The sequence below is a fragment of the Guyparkeria sp. genome (assembly GCF_046545975.1).
Taxonomy (GTDB): domain Bacteria; phylum Pseudomonadota; class Gammaproteobacteria; order Halothiobacillales; family Halothiobacillaceae; genus Guyparkeria.
The window spans coordinates 1-16864 of sequence record NZ_JBKGYT010000039.1 but is presented as its reverse complement, the minus strand read 5'-3'; the positions used below and the strand labels follow the sequence as shown (position 1 = coordinate 16864).

Here is a 16864-nt window from a genome sequence, read left to right as displayed (position 1 = left end):
AGCTTATGTCCCGATCACAACGTTTTGGGGCCGGAACCGCGGCGCTGACAGCGTTTGCCCTTACCATGAAAGGCATTCCATACGCCAACCCGGTAACCTGATCACCATGACACTGGCGACCGTCGACAACCCGTGGCTGCTGATCCTGGCCGGCGCGCTGGGCATCGGTTTGCTGTTCGGCCTGGTGGCCGCCGCCACGCGCTACTGCAACATGGGCGCGGTCTCCGACTGGGTGCTGACGGGTGACATGGGGCGCATGCGCGCCTGGCTGCTGTCGATCGCCGTGGCCATCGCCGCGGTGGGCGTCCTCGAATTCCTCGGTACGCTCGATCTCGACCAGACGCGCGTCAACTACCGATCGGCCGACTTCCCGTGGTTGCGCTACCTGCTCGGCGGCACGCTGTTCGGCGTCGGGATGGTGCTCGCCGGCGGCTGCACCACCAAGACCCTGGTCAATATCGGCCAGGGCGATTTCAAGTCGCTATGGGCCTACCTGGTGGTCGGCCTGACCGCCCTGGTACTGCTCCAGTGGCCCGCCGCGCGGATGTTTGTCGACCAGAGCCTGGCCTGGCCCGGACTGAGCCTCGCCTCGCTCGGCATCGACCACCAGGACCCCGGCACCCTGCTCGCGGGCATCGCCCCGAACGGGTCGCTGGAACACTGGCGCCTGGCGACCGCGCTGCTAGTGGCCGCCGGGCTGGTCGCCAGGCTATGGCGGATGGATCACGGCCAACGCATGCGTCGCGCGGACTTGATCGGCGGGCTGGGTATCGGTCTGGTGATCACCGCCGGCTGGCTGTGGACCGGCTCGCCTGCGGGTCAGGCTCTGATGAGCGAGGCGGCGCTGGCCTTCGACCCGCCCAAGGGCAGCGGCACCCAGTCGCTGAGCTTTGTCGCGCCGGCCGCCGAGGCATTGCGGCTCGGCGCCAACCCGGCATTCGACTTCGTCACCTTCGGCGTGGTGGCCATGCTCGGCGTGATCCTTGGCGCGGCGCTGTGGTTCGCCGCCAGGCAGCAGTTTCGGCTGCAGGGCTTCGGCTCCTGGTCGCAGTTCGGCACCTACTCCGTCGGCGGCCTGCTGATGGGTGCCGGAGGGATCATCGCCATGGGCTGCTCGGTCGGCCAGGGGCTCTCGGGCAGCTCGACGCTGGCACTGGGCAGCCTGATCGCGCTCGGCGGCATCGTGCTGGGCGCGTTCGTCACCCTCAAGGTCATGCTCTACCGCGCGCTCTACCCCGAGAGCCGCCGGCGTTCGCTGGCCTGCGCCCTGATGGCCGACCTGCGCCTGATCCCGCGCCGCTGCCACCCCTTCCGCGACGAGGACCCGACCGGCGAGCGCCCGAGCGGCTGCTCGCGGTAACGTTCCCCGGCCATCCGGCCTTCGGGCCGATCAGTCGCCGGGCGAATCGATGCGCAGCAACGGCGCCCGTCCGTCGGCGAACACCTGCTCGGCCAGCGCGACCGGGTAGTCGAGCGAAACCCGGTCGCTGGGCGCAAGTACCTGCCGCTCGCCCCAGTCGACCTCGCCCGACTCGTCGAAACGCGCCACCCGGTAAGCGAACGGCTCGTCCTCGTTGTTGACCAGTCTCAGGCGCGTCCTGATCTCGGGGGCGTCGTCGCTCCGCGCCTGGTCGCGCACCCGCTCGATGTTGTCCTGCACGTAGGGCGGCACGCCGACGGACAAGGTCTGTTCGTGCAGCTTGATGTTGACGTGCGACAGTCCGCTCAACGCCTCGCCCGGCATGGCATCGAACACGAACATGTTGCGGAAGGTCGTTACCGCACCGGAATCGCGTTCACTGCACGATCGATAGCGCGTATCCGGAAAGACCCCCGAGAGCACCCAGGTGGTCCAGCCCGCGCTGCCCTCACGGTCGGCACTCCGGTTGTCGCGTTCGCAGTCCTCGGTCCGCAGCTCGCTGGTAGCGAACAACCCGCGCGTCTCGCGCTCGCGGATATCACCAATCTCGAGTTCCGCTTCGACCTCGGCCTGGCAGCCGGTCAGCAGGTAAGTCAGACCGAGCCCGGCGAGCAGCGCGGGGATAAGGTAGATACGACGTCGCATGGTGCAATCTCTCGGGCATGGCCTTCGACGCGCGACAGATCGGCGGGAAAGCGCCGGGGAAGGCCGCGCGGATGGATTTGTTGACGGCGAAGTCTAGCACCCGTCCGGTCGGGTTCCATGCGGCGATCGCTCGGTGACAATCACCGACATGGCGGCGCAAGGTGGCTATCATGGCCATGATGGGCATTCATCTGACACTTACCTTTCTCGGCGGCGTCGGCCTGTTCCTGCTCGGCATGCGCCTGATGACCGACGGCCTCAAGGTGGCCGCCGGGGATGCCCTGCGCGAGATCCTGGCCCGGGGAACGGCCACCACGCCACGCGGCATCGTCTCGGGCATTGCCATCACGGCGGTGGTGCAGTCGTCCTCGGCGGTGATCTTCGCCACCGTCGGCTTCGTCAACGCGGGGCTGCTGACGCTGTTCCAGGCCGTCGGGGTGGTCATCGGCAGCAACATCGGCACCACCGCCACCTCCTGGCTGGTGGCGATCGTCGGCTTCAAGGTCGACCTGCAGGCCCTCGCCCTCCCGGCGATCGCCATCGGCATGCTGCTGCGCGTGACCGGCCAGGGCAAGCGGCGCGCCTACCTCGGTGACGCCCTGACCGGTTTCGGTATCTTCTTTCTCGGGCTGGACGTGCTCAAGGCGAGCTTCGGCGACTTCGGCGAGGGGTTCGATCTCGCCGAGTACACCGGCAACGGCGTGCTGAGCCTGCTGATGTTCGCGGCCATCGGCGTGATCATGACGGTGGTGATGAACTCCTCGAGTGCCTCGCTGGCCATCACCCTGACGGCCGCCGGCACCGGCCTGATCCCGCTGACGGCGGCCGCGGCCATGGTGATCGGTGCGAACGTCGGCACCACCTCGACCGCCCTGTTCGCGGTGATCGGCGCGACCTCGTCGGCCAGGCGCGCCGCGGTCGCCCACGTGCTGTTCAACGTGGTGGTCGGCATCGTCGCCTTCGTCTCGCTGCCCGCCCTGCTCTGGCTGGTGGCGCAGGCCGCGCAACTGATGCGCCTGGAGCCGGGGCCGGCGACCTCGCTCGCGGTCTTCCACACCATTACCAAGCTGCTCGGCATGGCGATCTTCTGGCCGGCCACCCCGCGCCTTGTCCGCTTCCTCGAGACGCGATTCCGCAGCGCCGAGGAGGACGAAGGCCAGCCACGGCACCTCGACCGGCACATCGCCAGCACACCCGACCTCGCGCTGGATGCCCTGAACATGGAACTCCAGCGCATCGGCGAGATCGCCCGCCGCGGGGCACGCGACGTGGTCAGCATGGAAGGGGCGACCGCCCTGGAGCGACTACGGCGTGACCGCCAGATCATCGAGCGACTGATCCTGGCCACGGCGGAGTTCAGCAACCGCGCCCAGTACGGCGAGATGCCGGCCTCGATCGCCGAGGGCTTTCCGCTGGCCATGCGGGTCAGCCGCTACTATGGCGACATCGCCGAGCACGTCGAGGAAGTCGCCAGGCTCGAGGCGACCCTGACCACACCGACCGACCCGGCCATCAGCGAGGCACTCACCGAGTTCCGCCGAGAGACGGCGCACTTCCTCTCGCTCGCCGATCCCGACGACGAGGAGTTCTCGATGAAGCGTCTCAAGCACGCCATCAAGGACTTCGCCGACGACTACCAGGCACTCAAGGCGCTGCTGCTGCGCGCCGGTGCCGACGACCGCCTGCCGGTGCGGCAGATGGTGGCCCGGCTCGACGAGCTCAGCCACGTCCGGCGTATCGTCGACCAGGCCTACAAGGCCGCCAAGTACACCCGGCGGCTGCGCAAGCAGCTGCACCACTACCGTGACGACGAGGTCGAGGAGAGTGGCGACGCCCGGGACGACGATGCGGTCATGCGGATGACCAGCGCGGCCACGCCGACAAGCGGTGACGAGTCGGCGGAGCGCCCCACCGGGCACGACACCGGAAGCGAACGGGGATCCGGCTAACCCGACAGCAAGGTCGGTCTCGCCCACCGGAGGGCGCATCAAAAAGGCCACCGGTCTCCAGACCGGTGGCCTTGCTGTCCGGAGAGTCCACCGGGCCGGTGGCTCCCCCGTTCGGCATCATCAGTCGAGATCGCAGCGACCGGCGTTCATCACCTTGTTCCAGGCCGCCACGAAGTCATGCACGAACTTCCCGCCGGCATCCTCCTGGGCGTAGGCCTCGGCAATCGCCCGCAGTTGCGAGTTCGAACCGAACACCAGGTCCACGTGCGTGCCGGTCCACTTGAGTTCGCCGGTCTGGCGGTCACGCCCCTCGTAGATGTCCTCGTCCGCCTCGGTCGGCTTCCAGACCGTGTCCATGTCGGTCAGGTTGACGAAGAAATCGTTGGTCAGGGTGCCCGGCTCGTCGGTGAACACGCCGTGCTTGCTCTCGCCGAAATTGGCGCCGAGCACGCGCATGCCGCCGACCAGTACCGTCATTTCCGGGGCGGACAGGCCCAGCAGCTGGGCACGGTCGACCAGCATCTCCTCGTCGGAAACGGTGAACTTCGCGCGACGGTAGTTGCGGAAACCGTCGGCCTCCGGCTTCATCGGGTCGAAGGAGTCGGCATCGGTCTGCTCGGCGGTGGCATCGGTGCGCCCCGGCGCGAAAGGCACCTCCACCGGGTAGCCGGCATCCCAGGACGCCAGTTCGATCGCCGCGGCACCGCCAAGCACGATCAGGTCGGCCAGCGACACGCGCTTGCCGCCGTACTGCGCGTCGTTGAATGCCTTCTGGATGCCCTCGAGGGTCTTGATCACGCGTGCCAGTTGTTCGGGCTCGTTGACCTCCCAGTCCTTCTGCGGGGCGAGACGGATGCGCGCGCCGTTGGCCCCGCCGCGCTTGTCCGAGCCGCGGAAGGTGGAAGCCGACGACCAGGCCGTGTAGACCAGTTCGCGCACGCTCAGGCCCGAATCCAGGATCGCCGCCTTGAGATCCTCGGCATCCTGCTCGTCGATCAGCACGTGGTCGACCGGCGGCACCGGGTCCTGCCAGATCAGGTCCTCGTCCGGCACGTCCGGGCCGAGGTAGCAGTCCTTCGGCCCCATGTCGCGGTGGGTGAGCTTGAACCAGGCGCGGGCGAAGGCGTCGGCGAACTCCTCCGGGTTCTTGTGGAAGTGCTCGGCGATCTTGCGGTAGTCCGGGTCCTCGCGCATCGCCATGTCGGCGGTGCTCATCATGATGCCGACCCGCTTGTTCGGGTCCTCGGCATCCGGGGCGTGGTCCTTCTCGGCGAGGTTTTTCGGGGTCCACTGCCAGGCGCCCGCCGGGCTCTTGGTCAGTTCCCAGTCGTAGCCGAACAGCACATCGAAGTAGCTCATGTCCCACTTGGTCGGGGTCGGCGTCCAGGAGCCCTCCAGCCCGCTGGTTATGGCGTCGCGGCCCTTGCCGGAGCCGTAGCTGCTCTTCCAGCCCAGGCCCATCTCCTCGACGGGCGCGGCCTCCGGCTCGGGACCGACGTGGGCCGCATCCCCGGCGCCGTGGACCTTGCCGAAGGTGTGACCCCCGGCGGTCAGCGCGACGGTCTCGTAGTCGTTCATCGCCATACGCTCGAAGGTCTCGCGGATGTCTCGCGCCGAGGCGAGCGGGTCGGGTTCGCCGTCCGGGCCTTCCGGGTTGACGTAGATCAGGCCCATCTGCACCGCGGCCAGCGGGCTCTCCAGCTCGCGGTCGCCGGAATAGCGACTGTGCGGCTTGTCGCTGGTGGCGAGCCATTCCTCCTCAGCACCCCAGTAGATGTCTTCCTCGGGTGCCCAGATATCCTTGCGGCCGCCGCCGAAGCCGAAGGTCTTGAAGCCCATGGACTCGAGCGCCATGTTGCCGGCGAGGATGTACAGGTCCGCCCAGGAGAGCTTGTTGCCGTACTTCTGCTTGATCGGCCAGAGCAGCCGGCGGGCCTTGTCGAGGTTGGCGTTGTCCGGCCAGCTGTTGATCGGCGCGAACCGCTGGTTGCCGGTCGAGGCCCCGCCGCGGCCGTCGGCGGTGCGGTAGGTGCCGGCCGAGTGCCAGGCCATGCGGATCAGGAACGGGCCGTAATGGCCGTAATCGGCCGGCCACCATTCCTTGGAGTCGGTCATCAGCTCGACCAGGTCCTTCTTCACCGCCTCGAGATCCAGCTTGTCGAATGCCTCGGCGTAGTCGAAGTCCTCGCCCAGCGGGCTGGACACCGGGGTGTGCTGGTGCAGGATGCCGAGGTTGAGCTGATTCGGCCACCAGTCCCTGGCGCCGCCGCCCCCACCGCCCATCTTGGTGCGGCTGCCATGCATGACCGGACACTTGCCTGCGTTGTTGTCGCCCATCGTATTCTCCTGGAGGTTCCTGTCGTGATTGTCGGTCGGGACGTCCCCGGCCATGCGCGGACATGGCCGGGGAAAAACCCTGTCGGCGGCGTGGGGCTTCCACCTTCCTGCCGGGGCCGAACGTCACCACCCGACTGTCGAAGGTAGGCGACCAAAGCCATAGCTGCAAATTGGTTTCACAACGAAAAACAATAGGTTAATTCTATTGTTGAGGGGTGATCCCTTGCTCCATAGAAGTATCGGGGAACTCGTGACGCCGTGGCTGACGAAAGCCCGTTCGGCTGGCGGCATGTCACCTATCGCAGTAGCATCGAAAGCCTTGCCAACGTCGCCACGGACAGTCGATGCCCCTGCACCTCAAACCCGTTCTCTTGACTGCCCTGCTGCTGTTCCTGCTCGCGTGGACGGTCATGGGCGCCTGGCACGTGTTCAAGCCCCTGCCCGCGGCCCTGGACATCGCCACCCCCTGGATGCCGACCGAGGACGTGCGCTTTCTCGCCGACGTGACCTACACCTCGACCGACGGCACGCGCATTGCGGACCAGGCGATCTTCGACGAGGTCCTCGGACTCGTGCGGGGCGCCGAGCACCTGCTGGTGCTCGACATGTTTCTTTTCAACGATTTCGCCGGCGAGACGGGCAACGACCACCGCCCCCTCTCCGGGGAGCTGACCGAGGCATTGCTGGAACGCAAGGCCGCTCGCCCGCAGCTGGAGGTCCTGCTGATCACCGATCCGGTCAATTCCGCCTACGGCAGCCAGGCACCCGATCACCTCGACGCCCTCGAGGCGGCCGGCATCACGGTCGTACAGACCGATCTCGACCCATTGCGGGATCCCAACCCGCTGTGGTCAGGCCTGTGGCGGCTCTGCTGTCGCTGGATGGACTCCGAGCCGGGCAACGGCTGGCTGCCCAACCCCTTGGGAGAAGGCAAGGTCTCGCTGGCCAGCCTGATGCGGCTGCTCAACTTCAAGGCCAACCACCGCAAGACCGTAGTTGCCGACAGCAACGGCCGCTGGGTGGGCCTGGTGACGTCGGCCAACCCGCACGACGCCAGCAGCCGCCACGGCAACGTGGCACTGCGCTTTTCCGGACCGGCGGTCGTCGACCTGCTGGAAACGGAAACCGCCGTGGCGCGGCTGTCCGGCACCGAGCCGCCCGGCGTGACGCTCGTCCCGCGCGCATCCTCCCCGCCTGTCACGGACGACGAGGGAGAGCTGCGCATCCTCACCGAGGCGGCCATCCGCGAGGCCCTGGTCGAGCGCATCGGGTCGGCACGGCGGGGCGAGCGGCTGGACATGGCGATGTTCTACCTCTCGCATCGCGGGGTGATCGAGGCATTGCTCGCCGCGCAGCAACGGGGCGTGAGAGTGCGTGTCCTGCTGGACCCCAACCGCGATGCCTTCGGCCGGGAGAAGGACGGCATCCCCAACCGGCCGGTGGGCATGGAACTCCAGCGGGCCGGCATCCCGGTGCGCTGGTGCCACACGCAGGGCGAGCAGTGCCACAGCAAGTTCCTGCTGCATCGCGAGACGGGCGGGCGCGCGCACCTGCTGCTCGGGTCGGCCAACTTCACCCGCCGCAATCTCGACAACTACAACCTCGAGACCAACATCGAGTGGCGGTCCGACGACGACCACCCAGCCATGCTGGATGCCACCCGGTTCTTCGAGACACGCTGGGGGAACGGGAGCGACGCCCTGCACAGCCTGCCCTTCGAGGCCTTCGCCGACGATTCGGCCTGGCGGTACTGGCGCTACCGCCTGATGGAGGCGACGGGGCTGTCGACCTTCTGACCCCTCGGGATCAGTAGGGCTCGTAGAGGGCGTCGAAAGCGGCGCGGTCCACCTGGGACAGCCCCATGCGATCGAACTGCCGCCACATCTCCCGCCAGCGCTCCGGGTCGGCGACCACCGGCACCACCAGGCGCCGACAGGTGTCACGGATGATCGCGTCCATCAGCGCGCTGCGCTCGTCACCGGTATGGCGGTACCAGATCCGCGCGGCCGCGTTCGGGTCCTCCCGGCACAACTCCGCGCCCTCCGAGAGGATGCGCGTGAACTCGCTCACCACCTCGGGATACTCGCGATGGAAGGATTCGCCGGTGAACAGCTCCAGGGCGGAGAAATTGGGCAGGCCGACGTCGGTGCTGGCGATGAAGGTCGCCTCCACACCGAGGTAGCGCGCCTCGACCCCCTCGAAGTTCGCAAAGCAGAGCCATGCGCCGTCAAAACCGGCCTGCAGGTTCTTCAGGTGCTCGAAACCGGCCGCCTCGATCTGCAACTGCGAGGGGTCGAACGCCAGGTTTTCCGTTTCGCACCAGCGACCGACGATCTCGCGTGCGAGATCGTCAGTGACCTCGCCGGCGACCGGGGAGGCCACCCGGATGGTCTTCCCCTCCCGCAACGCCTGAACGCCGGCAGGCGTGAGCATCACCCCGCCCTCGGTCTCGAAGAAGCAGCCCAACGCCCGGAGACCGGAGCGCGGCTCGTCGATCATGTGCAGCGGCTCGTTGCAGGCGAAGGCCAGTTTCCCCTCCGCCACTGCCGCCAGGCCATCGTAGTGATCGACCGGCTCGACCAGCCGCACGTCCAGCCCCGCCTTGCGGAACCAGCCCTTCTCGATGCCGGTGACGAACGGCAGGTGATCCGGGTTGAGAAACCATTCCAGGCCCACGTCGATCTGCTTCATGTCGGTCTCCTTGGTTGGTCGGTTCGCGCTCGGCCGCCTGTCACACGCCGAATGGATAGGTATCGGGCATCCCGCCCAGCGACTCGCTCGCAAGCGGCCGCACGGCCCGTGTCCGGTCAAACCAGACGTACTCGTCGAACTGCCTGGGCAGGGTGGCATGGAAGTAATGGCTCTGGCGTTCGCTGTCCGGACGATAGATCACCCCGATGGCCCGTTCGAGCCGGTCGGCGAGCAGGTCCCGGCGGAGATCCGCGTCCGCTCCGGCACCCATGGGCAGCAGGAAGGCGGCCAGCCCGGTCTCGTGGCACAGATGCTCGTAACTGTCATGAAGTGACGGACGCACATCCTTGATTTCCAACGGTGAGTCCCAGTTCGAGGCTGCGGCCACCGTGCCCGAGTCGGTGCCGAAGCCGACCGAGTAGACCTGGTCGCCGAAGCGCGCGCGACACAGCCGGCCGATGTTGAACTCGCCGCGGCGCGACATGTCCGTCGCCTCCGAGTCGCCCACGTGCGAGTTGTGCGCCCAGACCACGCAGCGACTGCCCTCGCCGTGATGCCGGAGCAGGTGCTCGAGTGTCTCGAACATGTGCGTGTCGCGCATGTTCCAGGCGCTGCGCGAGCCGTAGAACATCGTGCGGTAGTATTCCTCGGCGTTGGCGATCAGCCGGGCGTTCTGCATCGCGTCGAGAAAACGCTCGCCGTCGTGCTCGGCGTATTCCCGGTGGCGGGCGTGCAGGTCCCGCAGCATGGCCAGAACGGGCTCCTCGCAGGTCTCGTAGTCGGGGTGGAGCGCGGCCCGGGCATAGGTGGCGGGATCGCTCTGGAACGGGACGAGACAGCCATATCGCTCCCGCGCCACCTCGGCCACGGCCGGGTCGACGTCGTCGAGGTAATCGAGTACGGCCCGGATGGAGTTGTAGAGGCTGTAGAGGTCGAGCCCGTGAAAGGCCACGCGCCGCTCCGGGTCGAGCGCGGCGTTGTGTTCGTGTAGCCAGTCGACGAAGCCGCGCACTTCCTCGTTGCGCCACATCCAGGTGGGAAAACGGGCGAAGGCCGTCCATTCCGAGGCCGGGTAGTCGGCATGGCGCACGTAGTGATCCACCCGGGCCGCGTCGGGCCAGTCCCCCTCGATGGCGACAAAATCGAACCCCTTCTCCTCGATCAGCGCCTGCGTGATGCGCTGGCGTGCGCGGTAGAACTCCGAGGTGCCGTGGGAGGCCTCGCCGAGCAGGACGATCCGGCGGTCGCCGATGCGCGACAGCAGGCGCTCGAGCGGCAGATCGTCGGCCGAATCGAAGCGTTCCGCGTTCGCCGCGATCCGGTCGGCCAGCCGCCGGTCGGGTTCGAGGTCTTGCCGCCAGGAAACCCGCCGGCGACGCGGGCCGGCGGGCTGCCGGTCCTCCTCGCCCAGCAACGGCACGAAGCTCACGTCGGCGAGATCGCGGCTGTCGTAGGTGTCCTCGGTGAGCCGCGTGACGCACACGAGCTCCTGGACCTCCTCGTCCTCGCCCAGGGGCATCACCAGGCGGCCACCCACGGCCAACTGTCGCTTGAGCGGCTCGGGCACGGCCGGAGCCGCCGCAGCCACCAAGATGGCATCGAACGGCGCGGCCTCCGGCCAGCCGCGACTGCCGTCGCCCACCCGGATCTCGACATTGTCGACGCCCTCGTCCTTCAGCGCCCGGCCGGCCAGCCCGGCCAGTTCGGCGATCCGCTCCACGCTGTAGACGCGCTCGGCGATCCGGGCCAGCACGGCGGCCGCATAGCCCGACCCGGTGCCGACTTCCAGTACCCGCTCGCCCCCGGTCAGATCGAGGGCGTCGATCATCATGGCCACGATCCAGGGCCGAGTGATGGTCTGGCCGGCCGTGATGGGCAGCCCCGTGTCCTCGTAGGCGAATTCCCGCAGTTCGCGGGGAACGAACCGCTCGCGCCGGACGTGACGCAGGGCGTCGACGACGCGTGGCGAGGTGATGCCCCGCCCGCGCACCTGGTCGTCGATCATCGATTCGCGCCGTGCCGCGAAGTCGGAACTTTCCATGCCCGGTTCCCCCGCTGCCTGTATCGCCCAGTAGAAGAGGATAGATGCCGCGGCCGGCGATGGCAGGCACCAACCCCGGATCGGGTCGCCCCGGATCGAGACGTTCCGGATCAGGACGATCCGGGCGAGGTCTCGCGAGACGAACGATGCCGACGTTTCTCCCGGTACATCGCCGCGTCGGCGACCCGCAACAGCTCGTCGGCATTCGAACCGTCCCGCGGATGGATGGCCACACCGACGCTCGCCGAAAGGCGGATGGAATGGTCGTGCCAGCCAATGGGCCGGGCGATCGACTCGCGGAGCTTTTCCGCCACGCCCTCGACGTCGTCGATCGTCGCCGGCCGGATCAGCAGCACGGCCATCTCGTCTCCCCCGAGCCGGGCCACGGTGTCCGTCTCGCGGGTGGCCTCCTCGAGGCGCTGCACCACGGTCCGCAGCACGTGGTCGCCCGCCTCGTGCCCGTGCTCGTCGTTGATCGGCTTGAAGCCGTCGAGGTCCACGTACAACAGGCCGACCAGTTCCTGGTGACGCTGACCCTCGGTAATCGCCCGGGTCAGGCGCTCCTCGAACAGGACGCGGTTGGCCGCCCCCGTGAGCGAGTCGTGGTGTGCCTTGTGCCACATCAGCTGCTCGCGGGCATGGATGCCGGAAATGTCCGAGAACAGCCCCACGACGCGGCGCTCGCCCCAGTCCAGTGTCAGCGAGGTCAGCGAGAGGAGCACCGGCACGCGGTGGCCGCGGCGGCCGACCAGGGTCAGTTCGCCTTCCCAGGCCCCCCGCTCCAGTGCCTTGCGCCACGCGTCGGCGAAGGCGTCTCCCCCGCGATCGTCCGACGGCTCGAACAGGCTGTCGGCCGGTCGGCCATGCAACTCGTCGACGTCCAGGCCGCTTTCGCGCTGGAAGGAGGCATTGGTCCGCACGATCCGCCCCGCCGCATCGGTGACGAAGATCGCCTCGTGGGTTGACTCGATGATCGCCGCGGCCTCCTTGCGGGTTTCCTCTAGCTGGCGAAGTTCGGTCACGTCCTGAACGGTGCCGATCATGCGCCGGGGCTTGCCGGCGCCGTCCATTTCCATCACGCCGCGCTCGAGCACGTGGCGAATCTCGCCGTCGGGCCGGACGATGCGGTGCTCGATCTCGTAGGGATCGCCCGTGCGGAAGGAATGGCTCACCGCCTTCTCCACTTGCTCGCGGTCCTCCGGGTGGACCGCTTCCATGAAGTGCTCGTGGGTGGGCGTGAAGTCCGCGGGTCGGCGGCCGAAGATCGTGTAGATCTCGTCGGACCAGCTGATGCGGCCGCTGCGCGCATCCGACACCCAGTTGCCGATGTGGGCGATCTTCTGTGCCCGCTCGAGGTTGTCATGCTCCTCGCGCAGGTCGGAGAGCAGGTAGTCACGCAGTTTCGCCCCACGCCGTTCGCGGCGGTACAGCACGGCCAGGGCGGCGAACACCAGCACCAGCAGCGACGAGGCCACCGCCAGCTTCCACCACAGGAGCGACCACGCCCGGGCGATCTCCGGCACACGGTGATAGCGCAGGATGTAGCCGCCGGGACGGTCGCCGATGGTCTCGATCGGCATGAAGGACACGATCACCGGGGCGGGTGTGCGTGTCAGTACCCAGAACGGCTTCCAGTCGCGCAACCGTGGACGCACCTCGCCGGCCACCCGGGCATCCAGTTCGTCGACCAGCTCGCTCGACCACTCGCCGGGGGGCAGCAGCTCCGGGTGCCGGAAGGGGTCCACGCGCAGGTCGCGCACCAGCCCCGGGTGCCGCGGTGCCGGGCCGTAGTTGCGCCGCTTTTCCTCGGGCCAGACCTTCGACTCCACCAGCTCGTCGCTGATCAAGAGCCGGTACATCCCGTGGTCGAGCCCGACGTGGTGCAGCAGGTAGGTCATGAAGGAGAACGACGCCTCGACCGTGCCGACGAACCGCCCCTCGGATTCCAGTGGGAAGATGTGGCGAAACCCGTTGACCACGCGCCCCTCCTCGAACCCCGAGACAGTCGTCCGGGTCGACTGGGCCAGGCGCAGACCCTCGCGCACCTCCCAGAGGCTGTCACCATGCATGTCCGGGCGGTGGAAGCGCAGGAAGCTCACGGCCTCGGGGAGGTGGAAGTGCAACTGGCAGAAGCCGTTGGCCTTCATCCGTTCGTAGACGGGCAAGAGCTCCAGATAGAGTTGCTCGCGAAGATCCGCACGTTCCTCCGGATCCTCGGTCTCCGCGGCACGCGCCATCAGGGAAAGCACCTCGGAGGTGCGGAAGTTGTCGTCGACCACCTGGCGGGCGAGGTTCCCCTGGTAGGTCTGGATGAGCTCGTACTCCATCTCCAGGTGGCCGAGTGCCTCCTTTCCCAGCGAGCGCTGCAGATCGCGGTAGGAATCGACGAAACTCCAGGCCAGCGCGAGAAAGCCGACCAGCAGGGTGCCGGCGACGACTCCGTGTCGCAGGTAGACGCCAGGAAGGGAAAGATTCAGAACCATCAAGCTCCCTGTGACTGGGACATGTCCCGGCCATCGCGCACCGATGGCGAACGCGGCCGAGGACGCTTCCCGGGGAAGTCTAGACCATCACGGGCTTGGCAAGGCGGTCCGGGCATTGGATCATGCCGCAAGCCGTTTCCACCCCCGCGGCACACCGTCATCCACCTCGAACAGGACACAGGAGGGGCAGAGAACTCGATGTCGTACCTCAAGAACTTTCCCAACAAAGAAGGCTACTTCGGTGAATTCGGTGGCGCTTTCCTGCCGCCGGAGCTCGAGCCCCACTTCGCCGAGATCGAGCGCGCCTACGATCGCCTGATGCGCTCGGCGGACTTTCTCAACGAGCTGCGCTACATCCGCAAGCACTACCAGGGTCGCCCCACCCCGGTCTATTACGCCCACAACCTCAGCGCCGACGTCGGTGCGCATATCTACTTCAAGCGCGAGGACCTCAACCACTCCGGCGCGCACAAGCTCAACCACTGCATGGGCGAGGCACTGCTCGCCAAGCACATGGGCAAGACCAAGCTGATCGCCGAGACCGGCGCCGGCCAGCACGGCGTGGCGCTCGCCACCGCCGCGGCCTACTTCGGCATGGAATGCGAGATCCACATGGGCGAGATCGACATCGCCAAGGAGGCGCCCAACGTCACCCGCATGAAACTGCTCGGGGCGACCGTGGTGCCGGTGGGCTTCGGCGGCAGGAGCCTCAAGGAGGCGGTGGACTCGGCCTTCCAGAGCTATCTCTCGCAGGCCGACGAGGCGATCTTCGCCATCGGTTCGGTGGTCGGGCCGCACCCCTTCCCCAGGATGGTGCGCAACTTCCAGTCGGTGATGGGCCTCGAGGCGCGCGAGCAATACCTGGAGATGACCGGCGAGCTGCCCGATCACGTCACCGCCTGCGTCGGCGGCGGCTCCAACGCATTGGGGATCTTCGCCGGGTTCATCGACGACGAGGACGTGCAGCTCCACGGCATCGAACCGCTGGGCAAGGGCGAGGAGCTCGGCCAGCACTCGGCCACCATGACCTTCGGCAAGCCGGGGATGATCCACGGCTTCAAGTGCCTGCTCCTGAGTGACGAGGAAGGCAACCCGGCGCCGGTGCACTCGATCGCCTCGGGGCTGGACTACCCGGGTGTCGGCCCGGAGCACTCGTATCTCAAGACCGCCGGGCGGGTGAACTACCATGCCATCAGCGACGACGAGACCCTGGAGGCCTTCTACGCGATCTCGCGCCGCGAGGGCATCATCCCGGCGCTGGAGTCGGCCCACGCAATCGCCTGGGCGATGAAGTTCGGCCGCGAGAACCCCGGCACCACCATCCTCGCCAACCTTTCCGGGCGCGGCGACAAGGACATCGACTACGTCACGGAGCACTTCGGCCATGGCTGATCACGGCAGTATCGAGGCCCGCGCGGCCGCCATCGGCGCCCCCGGCTCGCCCGAGGCCATCCGCCTGATGCTGCTGGGCGCCGGCGAGCTGGGCAAGGAGGTCGCCATCGAGGCCCAGCGACTGGGACTGGAGGTGATCGCCGTCGACCGCTACGCCAACGCCCCGGCCATTCAGGTCGCGCACCGCTCGCACGTGATCGACATGCTCGACGGCGCGGCCCTGAAAAGCGTGATCACCCAGGAGATGCCGGCCCTGATCGTCCCGGAGATCGAGGCGATCGCCACCCCCGTCCTGCTCGATCTCGAGGCCCAGGGCTTCGTCGTCACCCCGAACGCGCGCGCCGCGCGCCTGACCATGGACCGCGAGGGCATCCGCCAGCTGGCCGCCGAGACGCTGGCGCTGCCGACCAGCCGCTTCGCCTTCGCCGAGACCGAGGACCAGTTCCTCGACGCCGTGGACACCATCGGCGTCCCCTGCGTGGTCAAGCCGGTGATGAGTTCCTCGGGCAAGGGGCAGTCGCTGGTGCGCGATGCCCACAACGCCGTGCACGCCTGGGACCTCGCCCAGTCCGGCGGACGGGCTGGTCGCGGGCGGGTGATCATCGAGTCATTCATCGACTTCGACTACGAGATCACCCTGCTGACCATCCGCCATCGCGACGGCATCACGCTCTGCCCACCGATCGGCCACACCCAGGTCGACGGCGATTACCGAGAGAGCTGGCAGCCCCACCCGATGAGCGAGGCCGCGCGGACCCGCGCCGGCGAGGTCGCCCGCGCCATCGTCGAGGAACTGGGCGGCTACGGCATCTTCGGCGTCGAGTTGTTCGTCAAGGGTGACGACGTCTGGTTCAGCGAGGTCTCGCCGCGCCCGCACGACACGGGGCTGGTCACCCTGGTCTCGCAGGACCTGTCGGAATTCGCCCTACACCTGCGGGCCATGCTCGGCCTGCCGGTCCATGAGGTCACCCAGCGCGGCCCGTCGGCCTCCTGCGCGATCGTCCGCGAGGGCGAGACCGCGCACCCCATACTGACCGGCACCGTCGCCGCCCTGGCCGAGCCCGGCACCGAACTGCGCCTGTTCGGCAAGCCCGCCGTGGTCGACAAGCGACGCCTGGGCGTGGCGCTGGCTCGCGGCGAATCCATCGAGCAGGCGCGCGAGCGGGCGCGTCGGGCGGCGGGCTCGGTGCAGTTGAAACCATGAGTGCAGCACGACACACGGCTCGACTGCATGCGAGGCACCCATGAGCACACGCCAGGAAATCCGCCTTGACGGCAGCGGTGGCCGCGCCGGCCCGCAGCAGTCCCCGGCCGGCACCTGGACCCGGCTCAACTGGGAGGACGCCGACGACCGACGCTGGCTGGAAGACGAGGCCGACGTCGACGAGCTGGTCGTCGACAGCCTGCTCGCCGAGGACACGCGCCCCCGCGTGGTCGAGCACGACGAGGGGCTGCTGCTGATCCTGCGCGGCGTGAACCTCAATGCCGGCAGTCGGCCGGAGGACATGATCTCGCTGCGCCTGTGGTTCGACGGCGAGCGGCTGATCAGCACGTCGCGCTTTGCGCTGCGCACCGTCGAGGGGATCGTTCACCAACTCGAAGCGGGTACGGGACCGGCCAACCTGGGCGAGCTGGTAATGGAACTGGTCGAGGGACTGGCCGAACGCACCGACGAGCTGATCGAGTCGATCGAGGAGGAAATCGACGATCTCGAGGCGCAACTGCTCGAGGGCGCCGACCGCGAACTGCGCGGCCGGATCGGCCAGATCCGCCGCAGCATCATCGTCATCCGCCGCTACCTCGCACCGCAACGGGACGCACTGGCCCGGCTGTCGACCATCAACCGTCCTCTGCTCGCCTCGCTGGATCGCGGCCGCATCCGTGAACAGGCCGATGCACTAACTCG

General features: G+C 67.9%; 11 protein-coding genes. 6 read left to right on the top strand and 5 right to left on the bottom strand.

The features are described 5' to 3' along the window. The first annotated feature begins 106 nt into the window (after positions 1-106). Entirely contained in the window at positions 107-1360 is a 1254-nt protein-coding gene (locus tag ACLFMY_RS05395; protein ID WP_410763554.1) for a YeeE/YedE family protein, read from the top strand. A gap of 30 nt (positions 1361-1390) precedes the next feature. Here ACLFMY_RS05395 and ACLFMY_RS05390 read toward each other — a convergent pair whose 3' ends face one another. Continuing rightward, entirely contained in the window at positions 1391-2065 is a 675-nt protein-coding gene (locus ACLFMY_RS05390) for a hypothetical protein (protein ID WP_410763552.1), read from the bottom strand. Positions 2066-2235: 170 nt separating this feature from the next. On the opposite strand from ACLFMY_RS05390, the gene ACLFMY_RS05385 reads away from it, so the two are divergent. Continuing rightward, the gene (locus ACLFMY_RS05385; RefSeq protein WP_410763550.1) at positions 2236-4014 is read left to right on the top strand and encodes a Na/Pi cotransporter family protein; all 1779 of its coding nucleotides are present in this window, start codon (positions 2236-2238) and stop codon (positions 4012-4014) included. A gap of 120 nt (positions 4015-4134) precedes the next feature. Here the strand turns inward: ACLFMY_RS05385 and katG are convergent, their stop codons facing one another. After that, positions 4135-6351 (bottom strand): catalase/peroxidase HPI, encoded by a 2217-nt coding sequence (gene katG / locus ACLFMY_RS05380; RefSeq protein ID WP_410763549.1) that lies wholly within the window; start codon positions 6349-6351, stop codon positions 4135-4137. Between the two features lie 344 nt (positions 6352-6695). Here katG and ACLFMY_RS05375 point away from each other — a divergent pair, with 344 nt between their 5' ends. After that, complete coding sequence (locus tag ACLFMY_RS05375; protein ID WP_410763548.1) at positions 6696-8147, top strand: phospholipase D family protein; 1452 nt, start codon at positions 6696-6698, stop codon at positions 8145-8147. Between the two features lie 10 nt (positions 8148-8157). Here the strand turns inward: ACLFMY_RS05375 and ACLFMY_RS05370 are convergent, their stop codons facing one another. The 3 genes from ACLFMY_RS05370 to ACLFMY_RS05360 all read right to left on the bottom strand — a co-directional run bounded on the left by ACLFMY_RS05370 (position 8158) and on the right by ACLFMY_RS05360 (position 13566). Beyond that, entirely contained in the window at positions 8158-9042 is an 885-nt protein-coding gene (locus ACLFMY_RS05370) for an ABC transporter substrate-binding protein (protein ID WP_410763547.1), read from the bottom strand. A 40-nt stretch (positions 9043-9082) separates the two neighbouring features. Next, on the bottom strand, positions 9083-11083 hold the full coding sequence (locus ACLFMY_RS05365) for a protein-L-isoaspartate(D-aspartate) O-methyltransferase (RefSeq protein ID WP_410763545.1): 2001 nt from the start codon (positions 11081-11083) through the stop codon (positions 9083-9085). A gap of 110 nt (positions 11084-11193) precedes the next feature. Beyond that, complete coding sequence (locus ACLFMY_RS05360; protein ID WP_410763544.1) at positions 11194-13566, bottom strand: diguanylate cyclase domain-containing protein; 2373 nt, start codon at positions 13564-13566, stop codon at positions 11194-11196. A gap of 198 nt (positions 13567-13764) precedes the next feature. Between ACLFMY_RS05360 and trpB the strand changes: the two genes are divergently transcribed. From trpB to ACLFMY_RS05345, 3 genes are all read left to right on the top strand, one after another. Further along, entirely contained in the window at positions 13765-14958 is a 1194-nt protein-coding gene (trpB, locus tag ACLFMY_RS05355) for a tryptophan synthase subunit beta (RefSeq protein WP_410763543.1), read from the top strand. Beyond that, on the top strand, positions 14951-16162 hold the full coding sequence (purT, locus tag ACLFMY_RS05350; protein WP_410763542.1) for a formate-dependent phosphoribosylglycinamide formyltransferase: 1212 nt from the start codon (positions 14951-14953) through the stop codon (positions 16160-16162). The genes trpB and purT overlap by 8 nt, the downstream gene beginning before the upstream one ends. 40 nt (positions 16163-16202) lie before the next feature. Beyond that, positions 16203-16864: CorA family divalent cation transporter (locus ACLFMY_RS05345; RefSeq protein WP_410763541.1), on the top strand; the 662-nt coding region annotated here is incomplete at its 3' end.

Bases quoted from the DNA above. Each gene is read 5' to 3' on its own strand.
- ACLFMY_RS05395 (WP_410763554.1), top strand. From the start codon at position 107: ATGACACTGGCGACCGTCGACAACCCGTGGCTGCTGATCCTGGCCGGC.
- ACLFMY_RS05390 (WP_410763552.1), bottom strand. From the start codon at position 2,065: ATGCGACGTCGTATCTACCTTATCCCCGCGCTGCTCGCCGGGCTCGGT.
- ACLFMY_RS05385 (WP_410763550.1), top strand. From the start codon at position 2,236: ATGGCCATGATGGGCATTCATCTGACACTTACCTTTCTCGGCGGCGTC.
- katG (WP_410763549.1), bottom strand. From the start codon at position 6,351: ATGGGCGACAACAACGCAGGCAAGTGTCCGGTCATGCATGGCAGCCGC.
- ACLFMY_RS05375 (WP_410763548.1), top strand. From the start codon at position 6,696: ATGCCCCTGCACCTCAAACCCGTTCTCTTGACTGCCCTGCTGCTGTTC.
- ACLFMY_RS05370 (WP_410763547.1), bottom strand. From the start codon at position 9,042: ATGAAGCAGATCGACGTGGGCCTGGAATGGTTTCTCAACCCGGATCAC.
- ACLFMY_RS05365 (WP_410763545.1), bottom strand. From the start codon at position 11,083: ATGGAAAGTTCCGACTTCGCGGCACGGCGCGAATCGATGATCGACGAC.
- ACLFMY_RS05360 (WP_410763544.1), bottom strand. From the start codon at position 13,566: ATGGTTCTGAATCTTTCCCTTCCTGGCGTCTACCTGCGACACGGAGTC.
- trpB (WP_410763543.1), top strand. From the start codon at position 13,765: ATGTCGTACCTCAAGAACTTTCCCAACAAAGAAGGCTACTTCGGTGAA.
- purT (WP_410763542.1), top strand. From the start codon at position 14,951: ATGGCTGATCACGGCAGTATCGAGGCCCGCGCGGCCGCCATCGGCGCC.